Annotated in this window: 25 protein-coding genes; 8 read left to right on the forward strand and 17 right to left on the reverse strand. The window is 57.7% G+C overall.

The genetic code is table 11. The features are described 5' to 3' along the window. Positions 1-96 precede the first annotated feature (96 nt). Positions 97-525: an EamA family transporter gene (locus tag MUN82_RS03330; protein ID WP_245094985.1), complete on the forward strand. Its 429-nt coding sequence runs from the start codon at positions 97-99 to the stop codon at positions 523-525. 35 nt (positions 526-560) lie between these two features. Here MUN82_RS03330 and MUN82_RS03335 read toward each other — a convergent pair whose 3' ends face one another. The 3 genes from MUN82_RS03335 to MUN82_RS03345 all read right to left on the reverse strand — a co-directional run bounded on the left by MUN82_RS03335 (position 561) and on the right by MUN82_RS03345 (position 2,288). After that, positions 561-902 (reverse strand): hypothetical protein, encoded by a 342-nt coding sequence (locus MUN82_RS03335; RefSeq protein ID WP_245094986.1) that lies wholly within the window; start codon positions 900-902, stop codon positions 561-563. 180 nt (positions 903-1,082) lie between these two features. Then, on the reverse strand, positions 1,083-1,802 hold the full coding sequence (locus MUN82_RS03340; RefSeq protein WP_245094988.1) for a haloacid dehalogenase type II: 720 nt from the start codon (positions 1,800-1,802) through the stop codon (positions 1,083-1,085). 36 nt (positions 1,803-1,838) lie between these two features. Further along, the gene (locus tag MUN82_RS03345; protein WP_245094990.1) at positions 1,839-2,288 is read right to left on the reverse strand and encodes a GNAT family N-acetyltransferase; all 450 of its coding nucleotides are present in this window, start codon (positions 2,286-2,288) and stop codon (positions 1,839-1,841) included. 102 nt (positions 2,289-2,390) lie between these two features. Between MUN82_RS03345 and MUN82_RS03350 the strand changes: the two genes are divergently transcribed. The 4 genes from MUN82_RS03350 to MUN82_RS03365 all read left to right on the forward strand — a co-directional run bounded on the left by MUN82_RS03350 (position 2,391) and on the right by MUN82_RS03365 (position 6,555). Further along, complete coding sequence (locus tag MUN82_RS03350; RefSeq protein ID WP_245094992.1) at positions 2,391-3,371, forward strand: aldo/keto reductase; 981 nt, start codon at positions 2,391-2,393, stop codon at positions 3,369-3,371. A 144-nt stretch (positions 3,372-3,515) separates the two neighbouring features. After that, positions 3,516-4,832 carry a CYP152 family fatty-acid peroxygenase CypC gene (cypC, locus tag MUN82_RS03355; RefSeq protein ID WP_245094994.1) on the forward strand — a complete coding sequence of 439 codons (1,317 nt, stop codon included), beginning with the start codon at positions 3,516-3,518 and terminating at the stop codon, positions 4,830-4,832. 246 nt (positions 4,833-5,078) lie between these two features. Then, positions 5,079-5,396 (forward strand): L-rhamnose mutarotase, encoded by a 318-nt coding sequence (locus MUN82_RS03360; RefSeq protein WP_245094996.1) that lies wholly within the window; start codon positions 5,079-5,081, stop codon positions 5,394-5,396. A gap of 394 nt (positions 5,397-5,790) precedes the next feature. Next, a complete protein-coding gene (locus MUN82_RS03365; RefSeq protein WP_245094997.1) occupies positions 5,791-6,555 on the forward strand; it encodes an SDR family NAD(P)-dependent oxidoreductase in 765 nt (254 codons plus the stop codon). 84 nt (positions 6,556-6,639) lie between these two features. Here the strand turns inward: MUN82_RS03365 and MUN82_RS03370 are convergent, their stop codons facing one another. The 7 genes from MUN82_RS03370 to MUN82_RS03400 all read right to left on the reverse strand — a co-directional run bounded on the left by MUN82_RS03370 (position 6,640) and on the right by MUN82_RS03400 (position 16,049). Beyond that, complete coding sequence (locus MUN82_RS03370; protein WP_245094999.1) at positions 6,640-7,209, reverse strand: LutC/YkgG family protein; 570 nt, start codon at positions 7,207-7,209, stop codon at positions 6,640-6,642. A gap of 91 nt (positions 7,210-7,300) precedes the next feature. Beyond that, positions 7,301-8,668 carry a lactate utilization protein B gene (locus MUN82_RS03375; RefSeq protein ID WP_245095001.1) on the reverse strand — a complete coding sequence of 456 codons (1,368 nt, stop codon included), beginning with the start codon at positions 8,666-8,668 and terminating at the stop codon, positions 7,301-7,303. Further along, a complete protein-coding gene (locus tag MUN82_RS03380) occupies positions 8,665-9,405 on the reverse strand; it encodes a (Fe-S)-binding protein (RefSeq protein ID WP_245095003.1) in 741 nt (246 codons plus the stop codon). Before MUN82_RS03380 ends, MUN82_RS03375 begins: the two co-directional genes overlap by 4 nt. Positions 9,406-9,582: 177 nt before the next feature. Then, positions 9,583-10,911 carry an FGGY-family carbohydrate kinase gene (locus MUN82_RS03385; RefSeq protein WP_245095005.1) on the reverse strand — a complete coding sequence of 443 codons (1,329 nt, stop codon included), beginning with the start codon at positions 10,909-10,911 and terminating at the stop codon, positions 9,583-9,585. A 2-nt stretch (positions 10,912-10,913) separates the two neighbouring features. Next, the gene (locus tag MUN82_RS03390) at positions 10,914-12,194 is read right to left on the reverse strand and encodes a sugar isomerase (protein ID WP_245097502.1); all 1,281 of its coding nucleotides are present in this window, start codon (positions 12,192-12,194) and stop codon (positions 10,914-10,916) included. A 423-nt stretch (positions 12,195-12,617) separates the two neighbouring features. Continuing rightward, a complete protein-coding gene (locus MUN82_RS03395) occupies positions 12,618-13,661 on the reverse strand; it encodes a GntR family transcriptional regulator (RefSeq protein WP_245095006.1) in 1,044 nt (347 codons plus the stop codon). A 288-nt stretch (positions 13,662-13,949) separates the two neighbouring features. Beyond that, positions 13,950-16,049 carry a bifunctional aldolase/short-chain dehydrogenase gene (locus MUN82_RS03400; RefSeq protein WP_245095008.1) on the reverse strand — a complete coding sequence of 700 codons (2,100 nt, stop codon included), beginning with the start codon at positions 16,047-16,049 and terminating at the stop codon, positions 13,950-13,952. Positions 16,050-16,283: 234 nt separating this feature from the next. Here MUN82_RS03400 and rhaT point away from each other — a divergent pair, with 234 nt between their 5' ends. Together rhaT and MUN82_RS03410 are read left to right on the forward strand one after the other, a co-directional pair. Continuing rightward, positions 16,284-17,321 carry an L-rhamnose/proton symporter RhaT gene (gene rhaT, locus MUN82_RS03405; protein WP_245095010.1) on the forward strand — a complete coding sequence of 346 codons (1,038 nt, stop codon included), beginning with the start codon at positions 16,284-16,286 and terminating at the stop codon, positions 17,319-17,321. A 51-nt stretch (positions 17,322-17,372) separates the two neighbouring features. Next, positions 17,373-18,560: a glycoside hydrolase family 88/105 protein gene (locus MUN82_RS03410; RefSeq protein ID WP_311136419.1), complete on the forward strand. Its 1,188-nt coding sequence runs from the start codon at positions 17,373-17,375 to the stop codon at positions 18,558-18,560. Between the two features lie 68 nt (positions 18,561-18,628). Here the strand turns inward: MUN82_RS03410 and MUN82_RS03415 are convergent, their stop codons facing one another. The 3 genes from MUN82_RS03415 to MUN82_RS03425 form a co-directional block, all read right to left on the reverse strand. Further along, entirely contained in the window at positions 18,629-18,838 is a 210-nt protein-coding gene (locus MUN82_RS03415; RefSeq protein WP_187321078.1) for a zinc ribbon domain-containing protein YjdM, read from the reverse strand. Positions 18,839-18,951: 113 nt separating this feature from the next. After that, on the reverse strand, positions 18,952-20,052 hold the full coding sequence (gene ychF / locus MUN82_RS03420) for a redox-regulated ATPase YchF (RefSeq protein ID WP_245095012.1): 1,101 nt from the start codon (positions 20,050-20,052) through the stop codon (positions 18,952-18,954). A gap of 257 nt (positions 20,053-20,309) precedes the next feature. Next, complete coding sequence (locus MUN82_RS03425) at positions 20,310-20,645, reverse strand: DUF3276 family protein (RefSeq protein ID WP_245095014.1); 336 nt, start codon at positions 20,643-20,645, stop codon at positions 20,310-20,312. 235 nt (positions 20,646-20,880) lie between these two features. On the opposite strand from MUN82_RS03425, the gene MUN82_RS03430 reads away from it, so the two are divergent. Beyond that, positions 20,881-21,798 (forward strand): DUF58 domain-containing protein, encoded by a 918-nt coding sequence (locus MUN82_RS03430; protein WP_245097504.1) that lies wholly within the window; start codon positions 20,881-20,883, stop codon positions 21,796-21,798. 146 nt (positions 21,799-21,944) lie between these two features. On the opposite strand, the gene MUN82_RS03435 is transcribed toward MUN82_RS03430, so the two are convergent. The 4 genes from MUN82_RS03435 to MUN82_RS03450 are packed head-to-tail and all read right to left on the reverse strand — an operon-like array spanning position 21,945 to position 25,603. Continuing rightward, the gene (locus MUN82_RS03435) at positions 21,945-22,580 is read right to left on the reverse strand and encodes a DNA-3-methyladenine glycosylase family protein (RefSeq protein ID WP_245095016.1); all 636 of its coding nucleotides are present in this window, start codon (positions 22,578-22,580) and stop codon (positions 21,945-21,947) included. Further along, the gene (locus MUN82_RS03440; RefSeq protein WP_245095018.1) at positions 22,567-23,223 is read right to left on the reverse strand and encodes a metallophosphoesterase; all 657 of its coding nucleotides are present in this window, start codon (positions 23,221-23,223) and stop codon (positions 22,567-22,569) included. Before MUN82_RS03440 ends, MUN82_RS03435 begins: the two co-directional genes overlap by 14 nt. Before the next feature lie 12 nt (positions 23,224-23,235). Next, positions 23,236-24,507: a cation:proton antiporter gene (locus MUN82_RS03445; protein ID WP_245095020.1), complete on the reverse strand. Its 1,272-nt coding sequence runs from the start codon at positions 24,505-24,507 to the stop codon at positions 23,236-23,238. A 55-nt stretch (positions 24,508-24,562) separates the two neighbouring features. Next, the gene (locus tag MUN82_RS03450) at positions 24,563-25,603 is read right to left on the reverse strand and encodes a threonine aldolase family protein (protein ID WP_245095022.1); all 1,041 of its coding nucleotides are present in this window, start codon (positions 25,601-25,603) and stop codon (positions 24,563-24,565) included. Between the last annotated feature and the right edge of the window lie 15 nt (positions 25,604-25,618).

The raw sequence follows: 25,618 nt of genomic DNA on the forward strand, positions 1-25,618 counted from the left end.
CTAAAAATGAGTTTACTCTACACGCCTGCATCGTTTGCCGCCGCGAAAACGTGTTGACTGTCTGCAACCTCGCGGTCGGTTTCTCCTCAATAGCTTATGTGGATAGTCTTTTCTTTGCTGGCGGCGCTATGTGCCGCAGCGGTAGTAACGTTGTCGAAAATCGGTATCAAGAATATTGAGTCGAGCGTAGGGTTTGCTATTCAATCAGTGCTGATTGTGCTAGTGGCCTGGAGCGTGGTGATTTTTCGGGGTCACCTAGGTGAGTTGGAGCGCATCGACCGCCGCTCTTGGATGTTTTTGGTGGCCGCAGGCGTTATCACCTGTATGTCGTCCCTGTTTTCCTTTCAAGCCCTTAAGATGGGTGAGGCTTCTCGTACCAGTTCTTTCGACAAAGTCTCGCTGGTGTTTTCAGTGATTCTGGCCGTTGTGTTTTTGAAGGAAAAGGTGAACTGGCAACTGATAGTGGGTGCTACGTTGATGGGCGCCGGAGCTATTTTTATCGCCTATTCCAGCGACCCAAAGTAGGAAGCACGTTGTGGCGTTGCTAGGAACTGAATGCGCTAAGCTCGTAGCAGCCGCGCCTGCCACTGCCGCCGATACCACCAGAAAACAGCGCCGCCGGGTACAAACACCAGTGCCACCGACCAGCTAGCCACAGTCAGAAACGAGAGATGAGGTCGGTGCGAAAGTACTTCGGCCACTAGACCCACGTACAGCTCCATGATCGACCAGTACATACCGTAATAATGCCATGCGAGCCACTGAGAAGTGGGTTTCTTGGTAAGTACCGGTACCATACCGGCCAACAGGGTAACCAGCGTGAGCAGCGCAGCATAGTGAAAAACGCCAAAAGCATGGTAGAGGCGGTAGACACCGAAGGCCGTAGTCAGCATCAAGGCCATGCTGCCGAGGTAGACATAGCCCAAACTCTTATGTAAGCGAGTGCCCCACCGACCAACCAGCAAAACGCATGGCCCTAGCACTAAGGCTACAACAGCACCCACGAGATGCAGCAAGCCGGGGAAACTGTAAAAAGGCGTTGGCATGAATACCCAATCAACAACAAAAGCAGTAGCTGAGTTTTACGCCCCTAGTTGTGCCGCTAACTCGTGTAGGTCGCGGGCTACGTAGGTAAACGTGTGCTCGGGGTGCAGGTCGTTGGTTTGGCCGGGGCCGTGCTCCAGCGGGCGCGGGATGAAAGCCGTTTGCAGACCCAGCGCTCCGGCAGCCACCAAATCCTCGTTGTGGGCGGCTACCATCACTACCTCGGGTGGCGTGAGGCCTAGCGCCGCAACGCTGCGAAGGTAGACTTCGGGCTGAGGCTTGTAGTGCTGCGCTACCTCGGCACCCAGGATAACGTCCCACGGCAGATGGGCAAATTTCGCCATGCCTACCGCCAGCGCAATATCAGCGTTGGAATTGGGCGCAATGATGAAGCGTGTTTTCAGGCGGTGCAGGCCGGCTACGGTATCGGGCCAGGGTAGGAGGTAGCGCCAGGCCAGGTTAAAGGCATCGCGCTCGGTTGCGGACACCTGTTGCAAGCCAAAATCGGTAAGCACGGTATCCAACGATTCGCGGTTGAGAATTTCCAGCCGCGTCCAGGGGCGTGCGCCGCTGCGCACACTCGTGAGCTGGGGCTGATATTGAGCCCGCCACGCATCAGCAAACGCTGCCCAATCAATATCCATCAGGCCAAGGCGCTGGCCCAGCGCCTCACCGGCCCGCGTAATGCTGGTGCGCCAGTCGACGCACGTACCAAACACATCAAACAGAATGGCTTTGGGAGGAAGTGCTACGGACATACCAAGTAGAGGGACACGGTTGAAAACTACGTGCGTTTACGGCCGAAACATATAAATGTGCTCAATGCCATCTTCCAGGTACATAGCGCCCTGCTGCACAAAGCCGAAGCTCTCGTAAAACGCTTTCAGATAGAGCTGCGCGCCTATTTTGATGGGCTGGGGTCCGAAGGCTTGATTGCACGCGTTGATAGACTCGCGTATCAACTCCCTACCCAGACCGTAGCGCCGGTACTTAGGTGACACGGCCACCCGGCCGATGCTCACCTGCTCGTAGCAAGCGCCCGCGTCGAACAGACGGGTGTAGGCGGCTAGCTCGCCGGTATCGGTGTGGCCTAACAGGTGCAGGGCCGTTTGGTCCTGGCCATCAATGTCCTGAAAAGCACAGGTTTGCTCCACCACAAACACCTCGCTGCGGAGTTGTAGCAAGGCGTATAGCTCGTTGAGGGAGAGGGTAGGGTAGGGCTTGAGGGTCCAGTTCAGCTTCATGGGAAAGTGGGGAGAAGGTCTAATCGAAGGCGCAAAGATTGCCGTAGTAGGGGAAACAATTGCGTTGCCCGACCGGGCGACCCTACCTCTACGACAAACTGTATGGACTATATCCGACTGGGCAATACCGGCCTGCACGTCTCCCGCATCTGCCTCGGCACCATGACGTATGGCAAGCCTACCGAGCGCTGGCCCTGGGCGCTGGAGGAGGAGCAGAGCCGACCCTTCATCAAGCAAGCCCTGGAAAAAGGCATCAATTTCTTCGATACCGCCGATGTGTATGCCGATGGGGCCAGCGAGGAAGTGGTAGGCCGGGCCCTGCGCGACTTTGCCAAGCGCGACGAGGTGGTGCTGGCCACCAAAGTATTCAACCCCATGGGGCCGGGTCCAAACGACAAGGGCCTCTCCCGCAAGCACATCATGAGCGCCATCGACGCCAGCCTAAAGCGCCTCGGCACCGACTACGTGGACCTCTACCAGATTCACCGCTGGGACTACAACACGCCCATAGAGGAAACACTTGAGGCGCTGCACGACGTGGTGAAGGCCGGCAAAGCGCGCTACATTGGCGCCTCTAGCATGTACGCGTGGCAGTTTGCGCAGGCACTCTACCTGGCCGATCTGCACGGCTGGACGCGCTTCGTGAGCATGCAGCCGCACTACAACCTGGTGTACCGCGAGGAGGAACGCGAAATGCTACCCCTGTGCGAAGACCAGAAAATTGGGGTGATTCCCTGGTCGCCGCTGGCGCGGGGGCTGCTCACGGGCGGCCGCAGCAAGGAGCGCAATGAAACCGAACGCGCCAAAACCGATGCCTTCGGCAAGAGCCTCTACGGCCGCGACGACGATTTTGCCGTGGCCGACCGCGTGGCGGAAATTGCCCAGGAGCGCGGCCTGCCCGCCGCGCAGATTGCGCTGGCCTGGGTGCTGTCGAAGTCGGTCATCACTGCGCCTATTGTGGGTGCCAGCAAGCCCGGCCACCTCGACGATGCCGTGGCTGCCGTGGGCGTGACGCTTTCCCAGGAGGAAATCAAGCGCCTGGAAGAACCCTACCAGCCGCATCCGGTACTGGGCTTCTCGTAAGGGCGTTCGTCATGCTGAGCTTGTCGAAGCATCTGGCGTGTTGACGTTGGATACCATCTATCATCAGCACGCGAGATGCTTCGGCTCCGCTCAGCATGACATTCTGAACCATATCTATCTCTACCTACTACAACCAATCAGCCGATGACTGCTATTCCAAAAGATAAAGCCCTCGACAGCACCTTAAGTTTTCTACGCGAGGGGTACCATTTCCTACCCCAGCGGCGGAAGCGCCATCACTCCGATATTTTTCAGATGCGCCTGATGGGTGAGAAGGCCGTGTGCTTGAGCGGCGAGGAAGGTGCGGCTCTGTTCTATAACCAGGAGCATTTCCAACGCGAGGGCGCCCTACCCCGGCGTATCCTCACGACCCTCATGGGGCAAGATGGTGTGCAAACGCTGGACGATGCTGCTCATCAGCACCGCAAGGCGTTGTTTATGAAGTTGATGACGCCCGATAGTCTGCATCAGTATAGCACGCTGGTGGCCGAGACTTGGCGCGCCTACCTGCGCCGGTGGGAGCAACTGGAGCAGGTAGTGTTGTTTCCGGAGGTGGAGGAGGTGCTGTGCCGGGCCGCGTGCGCGTGGGCCGGCGTGCCCTTCGAGGAGAAAGACATCAAGCCTCTAACCCGCGACCTGAGCGCCATGATTGACGCGTTTGGTGGGGTAGGGCCGCGCCACGCCAAGGGCAAGCTGGCCCGCCACCGCGCCGAGCGGTGGGTAGGCAAGATGATTGACCAAGTGCGTGCTGGCAAACAATACGCTGTGGAAGGAAAGGCGCTGCACGCTATTTCCTGGCACCGCGAGTTGGATGGCAAGCTGCTTTCCACCCACGTGGCCAGCGTGGAGCTGCTGAATCTGATACGCCCCATCGTGGCCATCGGGCGCTTCGTGGTGTTTGAGGCGCTGGCCCTGCATGAGCACCCGCGCTGCGTCGAGCTGCTGCGCACCGGTCCGGCCCAGTACGCCGAGTGGTTTGCCCAGGAAATACGCCGTTTCTACCCCTTCACGCCGCTGCTGGGGGCCCGCGTGCGCGCCGATTTTGAGTGGCATGGCTACCGTTTCCGCAAGGGCACGCTCACGCTGCTGGATGTGCACGGCATCAACCACGACGAGCGTCAGTGGGAGCACCCGCACCTGTTCCGCCCCGAGCGGTTCCGCGAGTGGAACGGTAGTCCGTTCAACTTCATCCCCCAAGGTGGTGGCGACTATGCCCACAACCACCGCTGCGCCGGCGAGTGGCTTACTATCGAAGCTCTGAAAACCACTGCTGTGCTGCTAGCGACCAGTATGACCTACGAGGTGCCCGAGCAGGACCTGAGCATTGATCTGACCCGGATGCCAACCCTACCCGCTAGCGGCTTCATTATCCGCAACGTGCGCGCCACGGCTACGCCCGTAGTACCCATTGCCACTGCGCCTACGGTAGCCGCTGCGGCCGGCTGTCCATTTCATCAGTAATAAGTTCTAAGAATCTAATCAGCCGCTATTTTTCGCGCGCCACCTGCTTTTGTGCAGGTGGCGTTTTTTGTATGAGGTAAGATTATCGCAACTGCAAGCTAAATCAGATTCTTGTGATAACGATCTGTTTATAAGTTAGTTGATTGTTGAGATTGCATCCCAGCGGCACAGAGCGTTTATACTACGTTGTTTTGGGCTTAGATTAGGCAGCGTGTACCCATTACATCCTAATTCCACCCTACCCACATGGAAGAAATAGCCTTCGCTATGCAGCTGATGCCTGGCATGGAAGCCGAATACCAACGCCGCCACGATGCCATCTGGCCCGAACTGTCGGAGGCGCTGGGGGCAGCGGGTATCCGCGACTACGCCATCTACCTGCATCAGGAAAGTAGGCTGTTGTTTGCCGTGCAGAAGCGCCTGCCCGGCCACACCGCCCACGACTTACCCAGTCTCCCCATCATGCAAAAATGGTGGGCCTACATGGCCGACTTGATGGAAACGAACCCCGATAACTCGCCGGTAGTAATGCCACTACCGTGTGTATTTCGGCTGATGTCTTAAATAGCAGGAGAGTGCGGGAGGGTAGGGACCCAACTATAATGCAGCTTTGTATCAGGCTATTGTTCCACAAACGCGTGGTCGGATGTCAGTGCTGCGGCCGTGGGAATCCGTAGTGCTACTTTTCCGACCACGCGCTTTGTTGCCCTGCACCTTCTGTATCTTGCCGCCCCTGCACCGTTGCTATGCTTGCCTGGGCGTTGTTTGTGTTGATCAAGTAGCAAGCAGTGACCACGCTAAGCCTACAAGTGCGCGCCCGAAACAGGAGTAAAGTTTAGCTTTACTTCCAGCCCGGAGCTGGGCAGCTAAGCGGCAGAAGCTCACTTTCGTAACTTGTTGGCCTAATGAAGCAGGCCCAAGGGCAGGCATGCACCATCATTCAACTAGTACAGTTTTCATGTTTAGCTTACAAGGAAAAAGCGCCGTCATTACAGGCGGCGGTAGTGGTATTGGGCAGGCAATGGCTCAATTATTTGCTCAGCAAGGTGCCACAGTGCACATCATTGAACTGAATGAGGAAGCCGCCCGGCAAACTGTAGATACTATCGCGCAAGCCGGTGGCCAGGCCCAGGCGCACCACCTCAATATCAGCCAGCAGGCGGAGGTAGTGCGGGTATTTCAGGAGATTGGAAAGATCGATATTCTGGTGAATAACGCCGGTATAGCGCACGTGGGCAACGCAGAAAACACCACCGAGGCCGACTTCGAGCGCGTGTATCAGGTGAACGTGAAGGGCGCCTACAACTGCCTCTACGCCGCCCTACCCTTGATGAAGGCGCAAGGCGGCGGGGCCATTTTGAACCTAGCCTCCATTGCCGCCGTGGTGGGCATCACCGACCGGTTTGCTTACTCCATGAGCAAGGGTGCTATCTTCGCCATGACGCTCTCCGTGGCCCGCGACTACCTCGACGCGGGTATCCGGTGCAACAGCATCTCGCCGGCCCGCGTGCACACGCCTTTTGTGGATGGCTTCATTGCCAAAAATTACGCTGGCCGCGAGGAGGAAATCTTCGATAAGCTATCGAAAAGTCAGCCTATCGGCCGCATGGGCAAGCCCGAGGAGGTAGCCGCCCTGGCCCTCTACCTCTGCTCCGACGAAGCCGGCTTTGTAACAGGCTGCGACTACCCGCTGGACGGCGGATTTATCAAGCTGAACAACTAGGGCGGCTAAGAAGCTGCGTAACGCAGGAGGGTAGACGGCGCGAACGTTCGCACCGTCTACCCTCCTGCGTCGTAATGTCAGAAATTACACCAGCAGCACCACCATACTGCGCGCGCCGTGCGCCCCAATCACAAGCGACTGCTCAATGTCGGCGGTTTTGGAAGGGCCAGCCAGGAACGTGCCGTAGCCGCCCACCGAGGGGATGCGGGCATAGGCTTGATGCATAGTAGCGACCAGATTGCGCCGGTCGAGGACCAGGGCTAGGTGCTGGGTAATCATGGGGAGGGCGCGGTGCAGCATATTGGCCTCGGGCACCCAAATAGACCCGTTTTCGGCCACACCGAATTCGCCCTGCAACACGGCCAGGTCCACGGCGGCCAGCACCTCTATGGGCGTTTGGGCCGTCACGGGCACATTGGCCTCGGGGAGCAGAGGAGAGGCAATGCGGTAATCGGCCGGAAACAGCTGATGGATGACCTCTGGCAACCGAGTAGCATCGGCCACCTCTACCACCGTGCCGCCAATACCCTGCACGATGCTGGTAAACTTCTCCACCGAATCATCGCCCTCGAAAGACGGTACAGTGGGTAGCGGCAGCTCGACGGGCTGGTTAGTCCGTACGGCAGCCAGAATTTTCTCGCGGGAGGAAGACATAAACTGGTGAAATAGTGAACTGGTGAGATAGTGAGTGTGATGATGAAACGGCCGCGTTGCCAGCACGACAACTCACCATTTCACCATCTCACTATTTCACCGCTTGCTGGGCATACCACTCGCGGAAGCTCTGCTTCGGCGGCTCCGGTAGCTCGCGGGCAATAGCCCAGGGGTTGTAGCCCTTGCCGTGGGTAAGACCGTGGGGTAGGAAGCGAAGGCCCTGCCGGGCTACCTTGCCGCCCAGGCCATACACGGCGGGCTTGGACAGTACGCGGCTAAGCAGGCGCATGCTCCATTTCTTGCTGGCCGGAATTTCGCCCTCCTGCCCCAGCACCTGCCGCCACTTATAGAGTTGGGTGTGAATGTCGATTTTCACCGGGCACACATCCGTACAAGAGCCGCAGAGCGTACTGGCAAAGGGGAGGGAGGCGTGCTTGCGCATGTCGATGTTAGGCGACAGAATCGCGCCAATCGGCCCCGGAATGGTGAAGTCGTAGCTGTGGCCGCCGCTACGGCGGTACACCGGGCAGGTGTTCATGCAGGCCCCGCACCGGATACACTTCAAGGAATTGCGGAAATCGGGGCGGCCGAGCTGCTTGGTGCGCCCGTTGTCTACAATCACCACGTGCATTTCCTTGCCCTCGGCGGGCTTGCTGAAGTGCGAGGTGTAGGTGGTGATGGGCTGGCCGGTGGCCGAGCGCGTGAGAATGCGCGTGAAGACGCTCAGGTCGGAGAGGCGCGGAATCAGCTTTTCCATGCCCATGCAGGCAATGTGCACCTTGGCCAGGTTCACGCCCAGGTCGGCGTTTCCCTCGTTGGTGCACACTACCACCGAGCCGGTTTCGGCCACCGCGAAGTTGACGCCCGAAATGGCTACTTCGCTCACCAAGAACTTCTCGCGCAGGTGCTGGCGGGCAGTTTCGGTGAGCTGCTGCGGGTCGTTGTTGCCTTTTTCGGTGCCCAGGTGCAGGTGAAACGTGTCGCCGACGTCCTCTTTCTTGAGGTGAATGGCTGGTAGCACCACGTGGCTGGGAGCCTCGTCGCGCAGTTGGATGATTCGCTCGCCCAGGTCGGTGTCTACCACATCTACCCCGTGCTTGATGAGGTAGGGATTGAGGTGACATTCCTCCGTGAGCATGGACTTGCTCTTGACCACGCGGGTGGCGCCGTGGCGCTTCAATAAGCCGAGCACAATCTGGTTGTGCTCGTGCGCATCGGCAGCCCAGTGCACCTGCACGCCATTGCGGCGGGCGTTTTCCTCGAACTGTTGCAGGTAGAAATCCAGTCGGCTAAGGGTGTGGTCCTTGATATCGGAAGCCAGCTGGCGCAACTCCTGAAACTCGGGCGTGGCGTACACGGCCTTGTCGCGCTTCTGGCGCACAAACCACAGCGTTTCATCGTGCCAGGTGGTGCGCTCAGCGTCGAGCAGGAAGATATTGGAACGTTTAGAATGACTCATAGAATAGCGCCGTTTAGAATTTCGGCGGCGTGCATCACCTTGATGGGCAGCTTGGCGCGGCGCACAATGCCCTCCAGGTGCATCAGGCACGACATATCGCCGCCCGTGAGCACGCGGGTGCCGTTGCGGACGTGGTCGGCCACGCGGTCTTGCCCCATGCGGGCCGAAATGCCGGCTTCGCTTACGCAGAATGTACCGCCAAAGCCGCAACACTCGTCGTTGCGGTCCAGTTCGGTAAGCTCCAGGCCCTGCATGCTGCTCAGCAACCGCCGCAGCTGCCCGTCACGCACCGGCGTCATCTCCGATTCGTTGGCCTGGTGCAGGCCACGCTGGCCATGGCAGCTCAGGTGCAGCCCTACCTTGTGCGGGAAAGAGCCGGGTATTTCGTTGATGCCGAGTACGTTGAGAATGAAATCGAAAAGCTCGTAGGTGTTGGTGCGCACATGCTGTACGGCTGGCGTTTGCTCGATAATGTCGAAGTGCTTACGGACGTGGTAGACGCAGCTACCGGCTGGCCCCACCACGTACTCATAGCCATCAAACGCATCGACAAAGTTGTGGTACACTGGAATGGCGTCCCGCTCGCAGCCGCTGTTGGCCATAGGCTGGCCGCAGCAGGTCTGTTGCTTGGGGAAATCTGCCCGTACGCCTAGTTTTTCCAACAATTGCAGGGTGGCAATGCCTACCTGCGGGTAAAACTGATCGACGTAGCAGGGAATAAAAAGGGCTACTTTCATAGAAGAGTATGGTAGCTAGAAGGCTAGCTCCCCTCTTTAAGGAGGGGGTAGGGGGTGGTAAAGTCGTTGAAACGATAAACAACTAGTTCTAGTCCTCTAGCTCTAGATTTTACCACCCCCTACCCCCTCCTTAAAGAGGGGAGCTAGCCTTCTAGTTTCTAGCTCTAAAAATGCTGTTCAACTGAACAACAGCTGCGTTTTTTTCCAGGCTTCCCCCTGTTCCAAATGAATAAGGGCACCCAGGGCAGTGGCTTGTGGCACTTCTAGCGTCCGGATTTTGGCATCGGGGAAGTTCTGGCTGAGCAACTGCATAAAGAGCGGGTTGCGGGCAAAGCCGCCGTCCACGTAAATCAGCTTCTCGTCTCGCCGCACCAGGTTGATGGACTCGGTGAGGATGCTCATCAGCCCGTGCATGAGGTGCTGGTAGGCATCGGCGGCGGTGCTGAAGTTGCTCAGGTCCCACTCTACAACTGGCTGGTCGGGGTAGGGGCCGGTGCCCTTCATGCACCAGGGCCGGAAGCTGTCCGAAGCCGCATCGTAGGGGCGCGCCACCATCAGCGAATGGTAGAAATCGGGCTTGACGTGGAAGTGGTCGGCAATGCGCTGGACCTGAAAGTCGTGCTCGCGCCCGAAAAACACGCGGGCAGCCTTGGTCATCTCGCCCTTGGGCGAGAGGTAGCTCAGGCAGTCGCGGCGCAGCAGCTCGGGCGTAAGCGGCTCGCGGTTGAAGGGGTTGAGCGTAACGGCCCATGTGCCCGTGGATACCAGCAGAAACGACTGCCCGCCCTCCTGCCGGTAGGGCAGCAGGGCGGCCGAGCTATCGTGCAGGCCTACCCCCACCAGGATGCCATCTACCACCGAGGCAACCGAATCTTTCGTCAGCGGAGCCAGCTTTTCGTCGATGCCCTCGCGGTACACCCAGTCGTGGTAGCGCCCCAGCCTGAAATCCCACAGGCCCGTATGGCAACCCACGGACGTGTAGTCGCTAAACGCCTCGCCCGTGATGAGATAGGAAAGATACTGCGGCAAATGCAGGGACGTGCGGATGCGGCTAAACTGCTCAGGCTGCGTGTGCTTCAGCCAGTAAAGCTGCATGCCTGAGTTCAGCATGCCCATCTGCGGCGAGCAGGTTTCGGCCGCAAACTCGGTAGGCTCCGATTCCAGCTCGGCGTAAAACGCCTCCTGCACCGGGGTAGGGAGGGGCTTGAGGTAATTGTAGAGGGGTAGGATCGGCTGGCCGTTGGCGCCCAAGTGCACAAAGCTGGCCCCGTAGGAGGTGAAGTTCACGCCCTTCAGGTTATAGTGCGCGTTCTGGCGCAGGGCCTGCCAGCGGTCCAACACCCAGTGCGACAGGCGGCTTAGGGTTTCGCACGCAAAGCCATCCTCGTCCACGGTTTCCAGGCACACCTGCTGGTGCTCGTCGATGATCTGACGCGCCTCATCAAACAGAATAACTTTCTTGTTGGTCTTGCCAACGTCGAACACGGCGTAAATGGGTTTTTTCATGCTTACAGGCCGGTCGAGAGGCTGAATTTGCCGCGTTGCTGAATGAGTTGCTCACGCACTTGCGCAGCGCGGTAGGCTGCCACCGGGTTGAGCGCACCGCCGCTCTGGCGGTAAGCTTCCTGCACCAAGGGGCGCACATCGGTTAGGAAGGCATCACGCAGGATTTCCTCGGCCCGCACCACGTCGTTGTTTTCCTGGGCTTCCTGCAGGGCTGCGCGGTCTACCAGCAGGGCTTTGGCATAGGCGCCCAAAATGCTTTCTACCGATTGCAACAGGTCTTCGAGCGGGTCTTTGGTGTTGTGGCTGGCGTCAATCATGTAGGCCACGGCCGGGTTGGTCACGGCCTCGTCCTGGGCACCGTCTACTAGTTCGTTGAAGATCAGGAAGAGTTGGTAGGGCTTGATGCTGCCCGTGGTTAGGTCGTCGTCGCCGTACATGGAGCCGTTGAAGTGGAATCCCCCAAGGCGGTCGAAGTGCAGCAAGCGGCCCACAATCTGCTCGATGTTAGTGTTAGGCAAGTGGTGGCCCAAGTCTACGAGCACCTGCGCCTGCTTTCCCAGATACTGGCACAACGAGTACGACGTGCCCCAATCCGGAATCACCATGGAGTAGAAGTGCGGCTCGTAAGGCTTGTATTCAATCAGCAGGGTCATGTCGGAGGGCATGGCCTCGTAGATGCTGGCCAGCGACTCGGCCGTGCGCTGGTAGGCGCGGCGCAAGTGTTGCTGGCCGGGAAAGTTGGAGCCATCGGCCAGCCATACAGTGTGCACTTTGGCACCCAACTGCTTGCCATACTCCACGCACGCAATGTTGTGGTCGATGGCATGCTGGCGCACGGTGGCTTCGGTGCTGCTCAAAGAGCCGAATTTGTAGGAGTACGGCTGCTCTTTTTGGTCCTGAAACGTGTTCGAGTTCATCGAATCAATTGTCAGGCCTACCTCTTGCAACTGCTGCTGCACGGCGGGCACATCCTGCGGGATATCCCACGGAATGTGCAGGGAAATAGAATTAGAAGAACCGTTGAGCTGATTCAACAACGCCACATCGGCAATTTTCTCCTCCAAGCTGCGCGGCTCGCCGCCCCGTGGGTAGCGCCCAAAGCGCGTGCCGCCCGTGCCCAGCGCCCAACTCGGAATAGCCACCTGAAAAGCAACCAGCTTCTGCACTACCCCCGCCACGTCGGTACCCCGGCGGTTGAGGAGCTCCGTAAGGTGCTGGTAGCGAAACTGATGGTCCGAAAGATTCGCCTGGTTGAAATCATGGAGTTGTTGATCAGAAAGCATAGCAGGGTCTGGGGCAGGGTGGGGGTAGGGACCTAATGGCTTCGTGGCAGTGGTACCCACGTAGTGAGACATACTTTTTTAGAGAAGCAACTTACTTTTTTTACTGCCTCAAACTGTTCTGAACTCTCCTGTATAGAGGGATTAAATAGGCTTTTTGCTTCGCTTGTGTCAGCAAAACTGCCGTTTCGGCGTGGCCGCGTAGCGGCTATAGATTTGTAGCACAGCAGAATATATTAGGACTGCATAGGATCGAGCCGCGTAGTGGTGCAAGAATAGCAGAACGTTCCTTTTACCGCTACGTGGCCACGCCGAAACCTGAGAAAGGATAGTATGTCTGGTGCATTTGTACCCGTCTGGGTATGAAAAAAGCTGTCGGCTGCTTCTCCTGTAAGTAGCCGACAGCTTTTTTGGGTAGGATAAAAACTACAACGACCCGCGCCGGATGGTATAGAACGGGTTTTTCACCTTCACGCGCTGCTTGTCCAGCAGCAGCTCGGCGGCGGTGCGGCCCATGGCCTCAAAATCGGTGGTGATGACAGTGATGCCCAGCAGCTCCTTAAGCGTGCTAGAATTGAAGGAAAGAATGCCGATTTCGCGGCCCAGCAGATAATGCGTTTGCCGCACTTTCTTGATCAGCTCGGCCAGATCGGTGGTTTCTACCACCACATAGGCAGTGCCAGGCTCCATCACCTCCGGAATGGCGCTTTCCTTCACCGCAAAATCCTTTTTGTAATTGATACAAAAGCTACGGAAGCCCCAGGCAATTTCCATGGGGTAGTTGTTGCCCACACTGGGTAGGATGAGCACCAAACGATTATACTTTTCCAACAGGTCGTTCACTCCTTCCAGGGAGGTGAAGATATCCTTGTCGAAGTCCTGGTATACCGTCAGCGGTTGGTGCTTCAGCTCGGGCATCTCCTTGTCCAGCAGCACCAGCTCCCCGGGCGGAATGGCGTTCAAAACGCTCTTGTAATCTGCTTTGTCCAGGTCCTGGGTGAAGTGCGGCATCACCACGTAATGATTGTACTTGCCAGCGTTCTTCTCCATGATTTCCTGGAAGATAGAAGCACTATAGTGGTGAATTTGCAAGTCGACGGTGGCGCGCTCCCCCAGGGCCTGCAAGAAGGCGTAGTACACGATTTTCTTGTAGGAGCTGAGCTTGTTGAGCACCAGCAAAATCTTGAGCTTGTTGTTGTCGGGGGCCTGTACGTAGTAGCCTTTGCCCTGCACTGAAGTGCAGAAGCCCCGCTCACGCAACTCGCGGTAGGCTTTTTCCACGGTGTCGCGGGCTAGGTAGTACTCGGCGCTCAGCTCGCTGATGCTGGGTAGCTGGTCGCCTTTGTGCAGTTTGCCCCGCTCGATATCGGCAATAACGGACTGCACAATCTGCTTGTATTTCGGCGTCTTGTCGAAGGGCTTGAACTGTAGCTTATACATGCTTTGGATGGGTGGAAGTAGAGCAGGCATAGACAGATGAGCCAGCAGTTTTAAGAGGTAGGGAATAAGGCCAACGATTGGATAAAACCGGGAGGCGTAGAGAGGGCGGAGACGAAGCAGATACTGGCAGACGCATAAGCTACAAGGATTTCAAAATTATGCACGCTCTACTCGCTGATAAAATCGCGCAAACGTTTTCGGGAACGTTCCCATACAAATTACTATTCCCGCTAAGGAGAATAGTGCACAAAAAAATAGACCGGATTGGCAAGCCAACCCGGTCGTAACACGTGAGATATAAAATATAAAAATCAATAGCTAGCGCACAAAAGCCATAGCCACGCCGCCGTCTACGTTCAGGATATTGCCGGTCGATTTAGCTAGTTGATCATCCACGAAGACCAGCACGGCTTTGGCAATGTCCTCGGCCAGCACTTCCTCGCCCAGCAGGGTGCGCTTGGCGTAGTGCGCCGGCAGATCCTCCACCGATACGCCGTAGGCCTTGGCCCGACCAGCGGCCCAGTCGCCTTCCCAGATTTTGCTACCCCGCAGCACGGCGTCGGGGTTCACGGTGTTCACCCGGATGCGGTCCGGGCCTAGCTCGGCGGCCAGCAGGCGCGTCATATGCTGCTGGGCTGCTTTGGCCGTACCATATGCCACGTTGTTGGGGCCGGCTACAAGGCCGTTTTTGCTGGCAATGTTCACGATGCTTCCGCCCAGCTTCTGCTGACGCAGAATCTCCACGGCGGCCTGGCTCACCAGGAACTGACCTTTCACCAGCACATCATTCAGGATGTCCCAGTCAGCCTGGGTGGTGTCGGCCAGGGGCTTGCTGATGCTCAGGCCGGCGCAGTTCACCACAGTATCTACGCCGCCAAACTGCAACACGCTCTGCCGCAGCGACTCGGCAATGGTCTCGGCATCCGTCACGTTGATGGACGCGGTGAGGGCGTTGTCCTTGCCGTAGCGCTTGCGCAGGTCGGTTTGGGTTTCCTCCAGCCGGTCGCGGTCCACGGCTACCACGCAGGCACCGTTTTGCAGCAGCACCTCGCAAATGGCTTTGCCAATGCCGCCGGTGCCACCCGTTACGTAGGCCACCTGCCCGGAAAGCGACTTGGGCTTGGGCATACGCTGCAACTTGGCTTCCTCCAACAGCCAGTATTCAATGTCAAACGCCTCCTGCTCGGGTAGGCCCTGGTACTCGCTCACGGCCTCGGCGCCCTTCATCACGTTGATGGCGTTGGTGTAGAACTCGGCGGCCACGCGGGCGGTCTGCTTGTCCTTGGCAAAGCTGAACATGCCCACGCCGGGCAGCAGAATCACCACCGGGTTGGGGTCGCGCAGGGCGGGGGAGTTGTCGTGCTTGCTGCGCTCGTAGTAGGCGGTGTAATCCTGGCGGTAGGCGTCGAACTCCTTTTCCAGGTAGGCCCGCACATCGTCTTGGGTCAGCTGCTCGGGGTCGAGTACCAGCGGACGGATTTTGGTGCGCAGAAAGTGGTCGGGGCAAGAGGTGCCCAGGCGAGCCAAGCGTGGCAGGTCGTGCGAGTTCACGAATTCCAGCACGCGGGCGTCGTCGGTGAAGTGGCCCAGCATGCGGCGTTGCTGCGAGGCCAGACCGCGTAGGGTAGGCATCAGCTTCGCAGCCTGCGCACGGCGCTCCTCGGGGGAGAGGCTCTCGCTTTTGGCGCCGCCAAACACGGGGCGCTTCTGGCCGTAGTTGGCTTCGAGGTAGGTAGCGGCTTGCTCAATCACTTCTAGCGTGTTGAGGTAGGACGCGTACGAGGTATCGCCCCACGTAAATAGGCCGTGTCCGCCCAAAATCACGCCCCGCAGGCCGGGGTTTTCCTTTACTACTTTTTCCAGCTGCAAGCCCAGGTCGAAGCCCGGCCGCTGCCAGGGTAGCCACGCCATGGTGTCGCCCCAGATTTCCTTCATAATCTGCTCGCCGTCTTTGCTGGCGGCAATAGCGATGAGGGCATCAGGGTGCAGGTGGTCGATGTGCTTGAAGGGTAAGAGCCCGTGCAGGGGCGTATCGATGCTAGGGGCGGCGCACTTGGGGTCGAACAGGCAGTGGTTGAACAGGGCCACCATCTCATCTTCAAACTCCAGGCCGCGGTAGCGGTGCTTCAGCTGGTGCAGCTTCTCCACGTAGAGGTTGGCGCAGCCGGCTTTGGTGAGCGTGCCAATGTCGCCACCCGAGCCCTTCACCCACATCACCTCCACAGGCTGGCCGGTAACAGGGTCGATTTCAGTGATTTTGCAGGAGGTATTGCCGCCGGCGTAGTTGGTCAGGCGCAGGTCGGCGCCGAGCAGGTTGCTGCGGTAGATAAAAAGCGCTACTTCGTCGCCGGCAAGCTCCAGCGCCTTCGCTTCGTCCCACAAGTAGCTAACGTGCTGAAAGGTTAACGTTTTTTCCATAAGTTGAAACGGCCGGCTGATACCGGAGTCTGGTTGGAGTAATACACCAACAAAAGAAATCTGCCTAACTGGCGGCAACCTCCTGCACTCTCCTGCCTTACCAAAAATTAATGGACGAGTACTACGCCTGTGGCGACCACCCGATGGGGTAGGGGCTGGTCAGGAGAGCACAGGAGGGTTTGGTGGCCGTAACCAGACAGCTTTGATACTACCCACCACACACGAGCTTTTCATATGAGTGTCTTTCTCGGAGTTATTCTGCACGCGCTGGGCGGCTTCGCCTCCGGTAGCTTCTACCTACCCTATAAAAAAGTGAACGGCTGGGCCTGGGAAAGCTACTGGCTGGTGGGTGGGTTGTTTTCGTGGCTACTGGCGCCCATTCTGCTGGGCTACCTCACGGTACCCAACCTGTGGGGCGTGCTGGGCCAGGCCGATACTAGTACGCTCATCTGGACCTACATCTGGGGGTTGCTGTGGGGGATGGGCGGCCTCACGTTTGGGCTGGCTATGCGCTACCTGGGGTTGTCGTTGGGCATGGCCGTCACGCTGGGGCTGTGCGCGGTGTTTGGCACGTTGGTGCCGCCCATCTGGGAAGGCACGCTGGGCACGTTGTTCGCCACCACCTCGGGGCGCTACGTGCTGCTGGGGCTGGGGATCTGCGTGGCGGGTATTCTGCTGTGCGGCCGGGCTGGTATTATGAAGGAGCGCGGCCAAACCACCGCCGAAAAGCAAGCCAGCGTGGCCGAGTTCGACCTGCGCAAGGGCCTGGGTGTGGCCGTGTTTTCGGGGGTGATGAGCGCCTGCATGTCGTTTGGCCTCACGGCCGGACAGCCTATAGCCGAGCTAGCGGCGCAAAACGGCGCTAATCCGCTCTACGTCAACAATGCCATTCTGGTGATTATCCTGCTAGGCGGCCTCACCACCAACGCCATCTGGACCATCTACCTCAACATCAAAAACAATACCTACACCGATTATACCCGCGTGTCGGCGCCCATCTTACGCAACATCATTTTCTGCGCGCTGGCGGGCTTCACGTGGTATTTCCAGTTCTTCTTCTACGGCATGGGCGACAGCCAGATGGGCGAGTACCGCTTCTCGGGCTGGACGCTGCACATGGCCTTCATCATTGCTTTTAGCAGCATGTGGGGCCTAATACTGCACGAGTGGAAAGGCGCTTCGTCGGCTACGCTACGCACCATTTCGGCGGGCATTCTGCTGGTTGTATTCTCTACCGTAGTGGTTGGAATTGGGAATTATCTGGCGGCCTAACTGCATCTATTTTCAAAATTAAGCGCTTGGGTAGCGCTGATGTGCTTCTTTATGAAATACTGCCTTTTACTGCTGAGCTTCTTCATCTGGAGCTGCGCAACCACAAATCAGTCCACCACTACCCGCTCCGCCCGGCCGCTGTCGCAGCAGATGGCCGACTCGTTCATGGCGCTCTACCCCGACTCGGTGCCGGCTGTGCGCAACCGCGCCGCTCGCTGGGGCTACGAGCATGGCCTGATGCTGAAGGCAATTGAGCGCGTGTGGCAGCAAACCGGCGACAAAAAGTACCTCAACTACATCGTGAAAACGCTGGACCACTCGTTTCCGGCCGATGGCTCCATTCTGTACTACAAAGCCGCCGATTACAACCTCGACAACATCAACCCAGGCCGCGTGATACTCACGCTCATGCAGCAGCCCGGCCTCGATCAGCAGAAATACCGCCGCGTGGCCCAAACGCTGCACAAGCAACTAGACGAGCAGCCCACCACCAAGGGCGGCGGCTATTGGCACAAACAGCGCTACCCCTACCAGATCTGGCTGGATGGCCTTTACATGGCCGAGCCCTTCGCGGCCGAATACGCCAAAGTGTTCAACCAGCCCGAGGGCTTCGACCACGTAGCCAACCAGTTTGCGCAGGTAGAAAAGAATTTGGTAGACCCCAAAACCGGCCTGCTCTACCACGGCTACGATGAAAGCCGCGAGCAGCAGTGGGCCAACAAAGAAACCGGCCTGTCGCCCAACTTCTGGAGCCGCGGCATGGGCTGGTACGCTATGGCGTTGGTGGATGTGCTCGACTACTTCCCCAAAAACCACCCGCAACGCCAGCAACTCATCAAGGATTTGCAGCGCCTCGCCCCCGTGCTAACCCAGTACCAGGACCCCGCCACCGGCGGCTGGTGGCAGGTAACGGACCAGGCCAACCGCCAAGGCAACTACATCGAAACTTCCGCTTCCTGCATGTTTGTATACGCCCTGGCTAAAGGCGCCCGCCTGGGCTACATCGATAAGAAATACCAGGAAGTAGCCAAGAAAGGCTATCAGTGCATCGTCAAGAAATTCGTGGAAACCCAGCCCAACGGCCTGCTGGCCCTCAACGGCACGGTAAGCGTGGGCGGCCTCGGCGGCAACCCCTACCGCGACGGCAGCTACGAATACTACCTCTCCGAGCCCATCAAGCAAAACGACTTCAAAGGGGTAGGACCATTTATTATGGCGAGTTTGGAGATGGAGAAGTAGTCTTTCAAAAAGCACAAAAAGCCCCCAGCTGGTAATCAGCTGGGGGCTTTTTGTATAGTACTCCGCTGTTAGGCTTTCTTCAGAAATTCCGTCTTCAACACCATGGTGCTACCCCCGGCGCGGCCTTCAATTTCGGCAGGGCTATTAGTGAGGCGGATGTTCTTGACCAACGTACCACGCTTGAGCGTCTGCGACGAGCCTTTCACCTTCAAGTCCTTAATCAGCGTCACCGAGTCGCCTTCTGCGAGCAGGTTGCCATTGCTGTCCTTTACGTCCATGTGCGTGTGTTGTAAGGTAGGGAAAGTGAGAGCAATGAAGGGCGCGTGCAACGAGCCCCTACATCGTCCACAAAATCCGTGGAATCTGTTATAATCCGAGCGAATCCGTGGTCTTAGACGTTGAAGCGGAAGTGCATGATGTCGCCGTCCTGCACCACGTATTCCTTGCCTTCCACAGCCATTTTGCCGGCTTCCTTGATCTTGGCTTCCGAGCGATACTGCTCGTAGTCAGCTAGTTTGATCACCTCAGCGCGGATGAAGCCTTTCTCGAAGTCGGAGTGGATAACGCCGGCGGCGGCGGGGGCTTTGTCGCCGCGGTGCACGGTCCAGGCGCGTACTTCCTGCACGCCGGCGGTGAAGTAAGTAATCAGGTTCAGCAGCTCGTAGCTGGCCCGAATCAGGCGGTTCAGACCCGACTCAGTGAGGCCGTACTCACCCAAGAACATTTCCTTTTCTTCGGGGTCGTCCATTTCCGCAATCTGCGACTCGATGGCGGCCGACACCACCACTACCTGTGCATTTTCGTTTTGCACGTGAGCGCGCAGGGCATCTACATAGGCATTGCCGTTGTTCTGTATGCTACCCTCGTCCACGTTGGCTACGTAGATAACTGGCTTGATGGTGAGCAGTTGCAGGTCTTCTACAGCTTCCAGCTCTTCTTCGCTGGCGCCCAACGAGCGGGCGTTGTTGCCGGCTTCGAGGTGGTCTTTGAAGCGTTGCAGGGTCGCTACTTCCTTCTTAGCCTTGGCGTCGCCGCTCTTAGCCGAGCGCTCCGATTTGGCCAGCTTCTTATCAATGCTTTCCAGGTCTTTGAGCTGCAACTCGGTGTCAATCACGTCCTTGTCGAACACCGGATCAACGCCGCCCGCCACGTGCACAATGTTGTCGTCGTCGAAGCAGCGCACCACGTGAATCACGGCGTCTACCTCGCGGATGTTGGCCAGGAACTTGTTGCCCAGGCCTTCGCCCTTGCTGGCACCCTTCACGAGGCCGGCAATGTCCACAAACTCCACGATGGTAGGCACCACGCGCTGGGGTTTCACAATTTCCTCCAACACCTGCAGGCGTGGGTCGGGCACGGTAATCACGCCCACGTTGGGCTCGATGGTGCAGAAAGGATAATTGGCCGATTCGGCCTTAGCATTCGATAACGCGTTGAACAGCGTGGACTTACCCACGTTCGGCAGACCGACGATTCCGCAGCGGAGACCCATACGGTGAAATGGTGAAGTTGTGAGATGGTGAGCTGACGTTCTTTACTATGGCGTCAATTCGGGCACAAAGGTAAGGGTTTTGTAGGGGCGCGTGGCACGCGCCCGTCGTTGTTTATCCAGAAGGGGTAGGGTAGAGGTGGATAGATAGTATGCCTACAATTAAAAAACGGCGTGCATCAGCCTGAGCCGATGCGCGCCGTTTTGAATAAGCCGAGTAGCAAAAAGGGATAGTAGGGCTGTTTCGCTAGGCCGATGGGTTAGTACGTGTCGGTGGCGTTATTGTACGAATCGTTGTCGTAGGCGGGGCGGGGGCGGTCCAACTCAGCTACTTCTTCGGGCGAGAGCAATTCCTCGCGTACATAATCAACGGCATCCTGCAACGCATCTACGAACTTGGCAAAATCTTCTTTGTAGAGGAAAATCTTGTGTTTTTCGTAGGAGAAAGTGTCATCATCTCGGAGGCGACGCTTGCTTTCCGTAATAGTGAGGTAGTAGTCCTGCCCGCGGGTGGCTTTCACGTCGAAGAAGTACGTGCGCTTACCGGCTTTAATGCGTTGGGAGTAAATTTCTTCTTGATCGTGACGGTCTTCCACAGAATCTTCAGTAAGAGTGAATTATTCCAAAATGAACTTTTTGTAGGCTCAAAGTAAATCAGATACGACGAATATAAAAATACGAAGGCCGGCTTTTTTTATTGGAAAATGTACCATTTTGAGAAAATAGCGAAGCACAGCAATTTCTGTTTGCCCGTTGCCGGCACTGTTTCTCGTATTTTTACCGTTAGCACAGATTCGGCTGCCATTGGGCACCGCTCACCTCTTAGCTTGCATCTCTATGGCGCTCGATTTAGCCGCAGTTCGTTCCTTCGAAAATCTGGAATTTCTGGCCCGGCAGCTGGTAGAAGGGTTTATCACAGGCCTACACCAGTCGCCCTACCATGGGTTTTCGGTGGAGTTCTCGGAGCACCGGCTCTACAATCCTGGTGAGAGCACACGTCACATTGACTGGAAAGTGCTGGCCCGCACCGATAAGCTGTTTGTGAAGCGCTACGAGGAAGAAACCAACCTACGCTGCCACCTGCTGCTCGACGTGTCGCCATCCATGTACTACCCCGCGCCCGACCACGACAAACTGCGCTTTAGCATCCTGTGCGCGGCGGCCCTCATCACGCTCCTGCAAAAGCAGCGCGATGCCGTGGGCCTTGTCACCTTTGCTGACCAGATAGAGCTGCAAACGCCAGTGCGCTCCACTAGCACCCACCGCCACACGCTGCTACTCACGCTGCAACAGCTGCTAGAGCGCCCCGCTGCCCCGCGCCGCCCCACCGATGTGGCCGGCGTGATTCACCGCATTGCCCAGCAGATTCCGAAACGCTCGTTGGTGGTACTTTTCTCCGATATGCTGGGTCGGGCGCCCGAGGAGCAAACAGCGGCGCTGGCGGCCTTGCAGCACCTGCGCCATCAGCAGCATGAGGTATTGCTGTTTCACGTGATGGACCGCGCCACCGAGTCAGACTTCGATTTTGCCGAGCGGCCCTACCTGTTCGAGGACATCGAAACTGGCGAAACCATCAAGCTGCAACCCGCCCAGGTACGTGAGCAATACCGTGCCGCCATGCGCAGCTACGAGCAGGAACTAGCCCTGCGCTGCGGCCAGTACAAGATTGACTTCGTGCCGGTTGACATTCGAGAGCCGTTTGATAAAGTACTCTACGCATACATGGTAAAGCGGGGCAAAGCGAAGTAAGTGGTGAAGTAAAAAGCGTGTCATCCTAAGCGCAACGAAGGACCTTATGCCCGCAGAACGATACCGTACCAACGATTCATTTTAACGTGATAAGGTCCTTCGCATGCTCAGGATGACACGCGTATTTCACTCATCACCTCACAAAATCACCACTTTACATCCAAGCTACGCCACAAATACTTGCATGCTACTGACCGATATGGCCGCCAGGTTTCGGCAATTTTCGTCATGCGGCGCAGGAGGGCGCGGCCGGTTTCTTCCAGGCCGTAGTGCTGGCGCATAGCGTTTTGCACGCCTAAGTCGCCTTCGGAAAACACGTCGGGCTGGTCGAGGGCAAACATCTGAATCATTTGCGCAGTCCAGCGGCCGACACCTCTTATCTGGGTAAGATGCTTGGTGAAGTCTTCCTCCGAAAGCTGGCTGAGGTGGGCGTGGTCAAGCTGGTCGCGGAGAGCAAACTCGGCAATGGCGCGCAGGTAGCCGGCTTTCTGGTAGGAGAGGCCGGCAGCGCGTAATTCTTCGTCTGGCATAGCCACGAGTACGGAGGGCTCGGGGTAGCCATCGGGTAAGAACAGGCCCTGCACCTTGCGCCAGATGGCCGCGGCCGCCTTCGTCGAAATCTGCTGGCTGACGATGGCGCGCAGCAACGCCAAGTAGATATCCTCGTGGGCGCTGGGCTGCACGGGCGGCACCCGCGCAATGATGCGCGCCAGCACCGGATCGGCGGCCGAGAGGTAGGCATGGGCTTCGGCGTAGGGCTGAGCGTCGTCAGGCGATGTCATCGGCGTGGGTAGGAATGGTGATGGTATCGAGCAGGTCGCCGGTTGGGGAAAGGCGGATGGCCGTGAGCCCCCGCCCAGTGTAGGCGCCCGTATCGAGGTAAAAGGCATTGGCGGCCTCGTCGAAAACGGGTGTGCCATCGGGGGTAGGGGTGTGGCCTACCACTTGCCGCCGCCCCAAATTGCGCAACGGCCCGCGGCGCCACAAAATGCCGTCGGGGTTGGCTTCGCTGAGCGGCTGAGGCGTATCGGCTAGGCCCGCATGGCTGATAAACAGATGGTCATTTTCCCAGTAGAGTGGCAGCTGATTCAGCCATGCAGCGTGATGGCGCAACGTGGCTGGCGAGAGTAGCTGATACTGAAATAGTGTGCCGCGCCCGCCCCATTGTAGCCAGGGGGGGTAGGGGCCGTCGGGGCCGCAATGCTGCCACAAGCTAGCCTCGTGGTTGCCCTTCAAGAAAAAAACACTGTCGGGGTGGCGCTGGCGCAGGCTGATGGCCGAGGCTACGGTGGCGGGCGTGAAATTGCCACGGTCCACCAAATCGCCTACCTGAATCAGCAGCTCTTTGGCCGGCTGCCAGTGCCGGAGCAGCTGCTGCCAGGTGTAGTAGCACCCGTGCACATCGCCAACAACAAACAAATTCATGCAATAAAAAACTTAGTGCGCTGCACTGTTGGCTTCCGTGGGAAGGCTGATGCCCAAGCGCTTCACAAGACGATTGATAGTTAAGCCTTGCACAAGAATAGAGAAAATCACTACGATGTAGGTGACGGCTACCAGCAACTCCTGCTCGGGACTAGCGGGCAAAGAAAGGGCAAGTGCTACGGAGATGCCTCCCCGAAGGCCACACCATGTGAGTACTTTCACAGAATGCTCTGAAAATGCGTGTCGACGGCTTAATATCTGTAGAGGTAGGAAAACTGCCAACAGCCGGCCTAGCAATACCACCACAATGGCCCCTAATCCTACTAACAGATAGGTCGTCTCGAAGCGAAGAACCAAAATTTCGAAACCAATGAGCACAAACAGGATGGCGTTCAGGATTTCGTCCAGCATCTCCCAAAACTTATCTACGTACTCACGGCTTTCGTCCGACATGCCGTGTTTGCGACCATGCTGCCCAATAATAAGGCCCGCAGCCACCACTGCCAAGGGAGCCGAGGTATGCAGGGACGTAGCCAGCGCAGTGCCGCCCGTGACGATGGCCAAGGTAAGCATCACCTCCACCTGGTAGTTGTCGATGGTGCGCAGGAGCTGGTAGCCTACGTAGCCCAGCACCCCGCCCAACGCTACACCGCCCAGCGCTTCCTGGGCAAACAAAGCCCCCAGGCTACGTAGCGTAGGCGCACTGCTATCCGGAACAGTAGCAAATTCAAACAAGCTCACAAACAGAACCAGGGCAGTGCCGTCATTAAACAGTGACTCGCCTACGATGCTTGTTTCCAGTTGTTTAGGAATGCGTGCCTGTTTGAGGATACCCATAACCGCCACGGGGTCGGTGGGCGAGATGAGGGCTCCAAACAGCAAGCACCATGATAGAGGAAGTTGCAGCTGAAAGAAGGGTAGGGCCAGATATAGTGCTCCTCCAATGAATAGAGTGGAAATAAAAACGCCTGCGGTAGCCAGTGTAATCACCGGCAGCCGCTCTTGTCCGAGCTGACGCACATCGACGTGAATAGCCCCAGCAAACAGCAAAAAGCTTAGCATAACTTGCATGAGCACTGCATGAAAGTCAATCTGCCGCAACGCCTTCACAATCCCGATTAAACTAGGAAATTCAAACCGACCTAGCACAGCAATGCCAACGGACGACACCAGAGCCAGCACCATGAGCCCAATGGTGGAGGGTAGGCGCAGAAACCGGTGATTGAGGTAGCCAAAAAGAGCTGCTACCACAAGTAGCAAAGCAAAGACGTTGTATAAATCCATAAGTAAACAGAACGGAGGACGGGCTGCTTCGGTTAAAAATTATTGGTGAAACGCCTTACACCGGAACCGAAAGATCCGCCAGCGTATCTGTCACCCGTTGCACCATTGCATCGTCTATATCCAGATGCGTGACAAACCGAATCATCTGCGGTCCGAATGAAGAGGCGCGGATACCTTGCTGCTCCAGGTGCTGGAGAAAGGTGTCGGCGGGCATCTCGGGCTTGAGCTTGAAGATAACCAGATTGGTGTCGGGCGGGAGTACAAACTCCACGTAGGGTTGGGTGGCCAGCGCCTCACCCAATTGGCGGGCACGGCGGTGGTCGTCGGCTAGGCGGTCTATATGGTGCTCCAGGGCATAGAGGCCCGCTGCAGCCAGAAAGCCGGCCTGGCGCATGCCGCCGCCCATGGCCTTGCGGATGCGACGGCACTTATGGATGAAGGCCTTACTACCCAGCAGCACCGACCCCACCGGCGTACCCAGTCCTTTGGAAAGACACACTGAAATTGAATCGAAATACTTCCCGTAGTCCTCGGCGCGCTGGCCGGTAGCCACCAAGGCGTTGAAAACGCGGGCCCCGTCGAGGTGCAGGGCCAGCTTGTGTCGCTGGGCTACGTCGGCAATAGCGGCAATTTCGTCTAGGGCGTAGCAGCTGCCGCCGCCGCGGTTATGGGTGTTTTCTAGGCACACGAGGCGCGTGTCGGGGTAGTGCACGTTGTCGAGGGGACGGATGGCAGCCTCTACCTGCGCGGCTGTGAGGCGGCCCCGGTCGCCGGGCAGCAGCGCCACCGAGGCGCCCGAGTGAAAGGCAATGCCGCCTACTTCCCACAGATATACGTGAGCCGTCTGCTCGCAAATTACTTCCGAAAGCGGCTCGGTGTGGGCCTTAATGGCAATTTGGTTGGTCATGGTGCCGGAAGGGCAGAACAAGCCGGCTTCCAGCCCGAACCGGGCGGCGGCTTGCTCTTCCAGTGCCTGCACGGTGGGGTCTTCGCCGTACACATCGTCGCCGACCTGCGCCTGAAACATGGCTTCTAGCATGGCGGGGGTAGGGCGGGTAACGGTATCGGAGCGGAGGTCGACGGTTGGCAAGGACATAAAGAAGAAGGGGAA

The organism is Hymenobacter aerilatus (assembly GCF_022921095.1).
Lineage (GTDB): Bacteria > Bacteroidota > Bacteroidia > Cytophagales > Hymenobacteraceae > Hymenobacter > Hymenobacter aerilatus.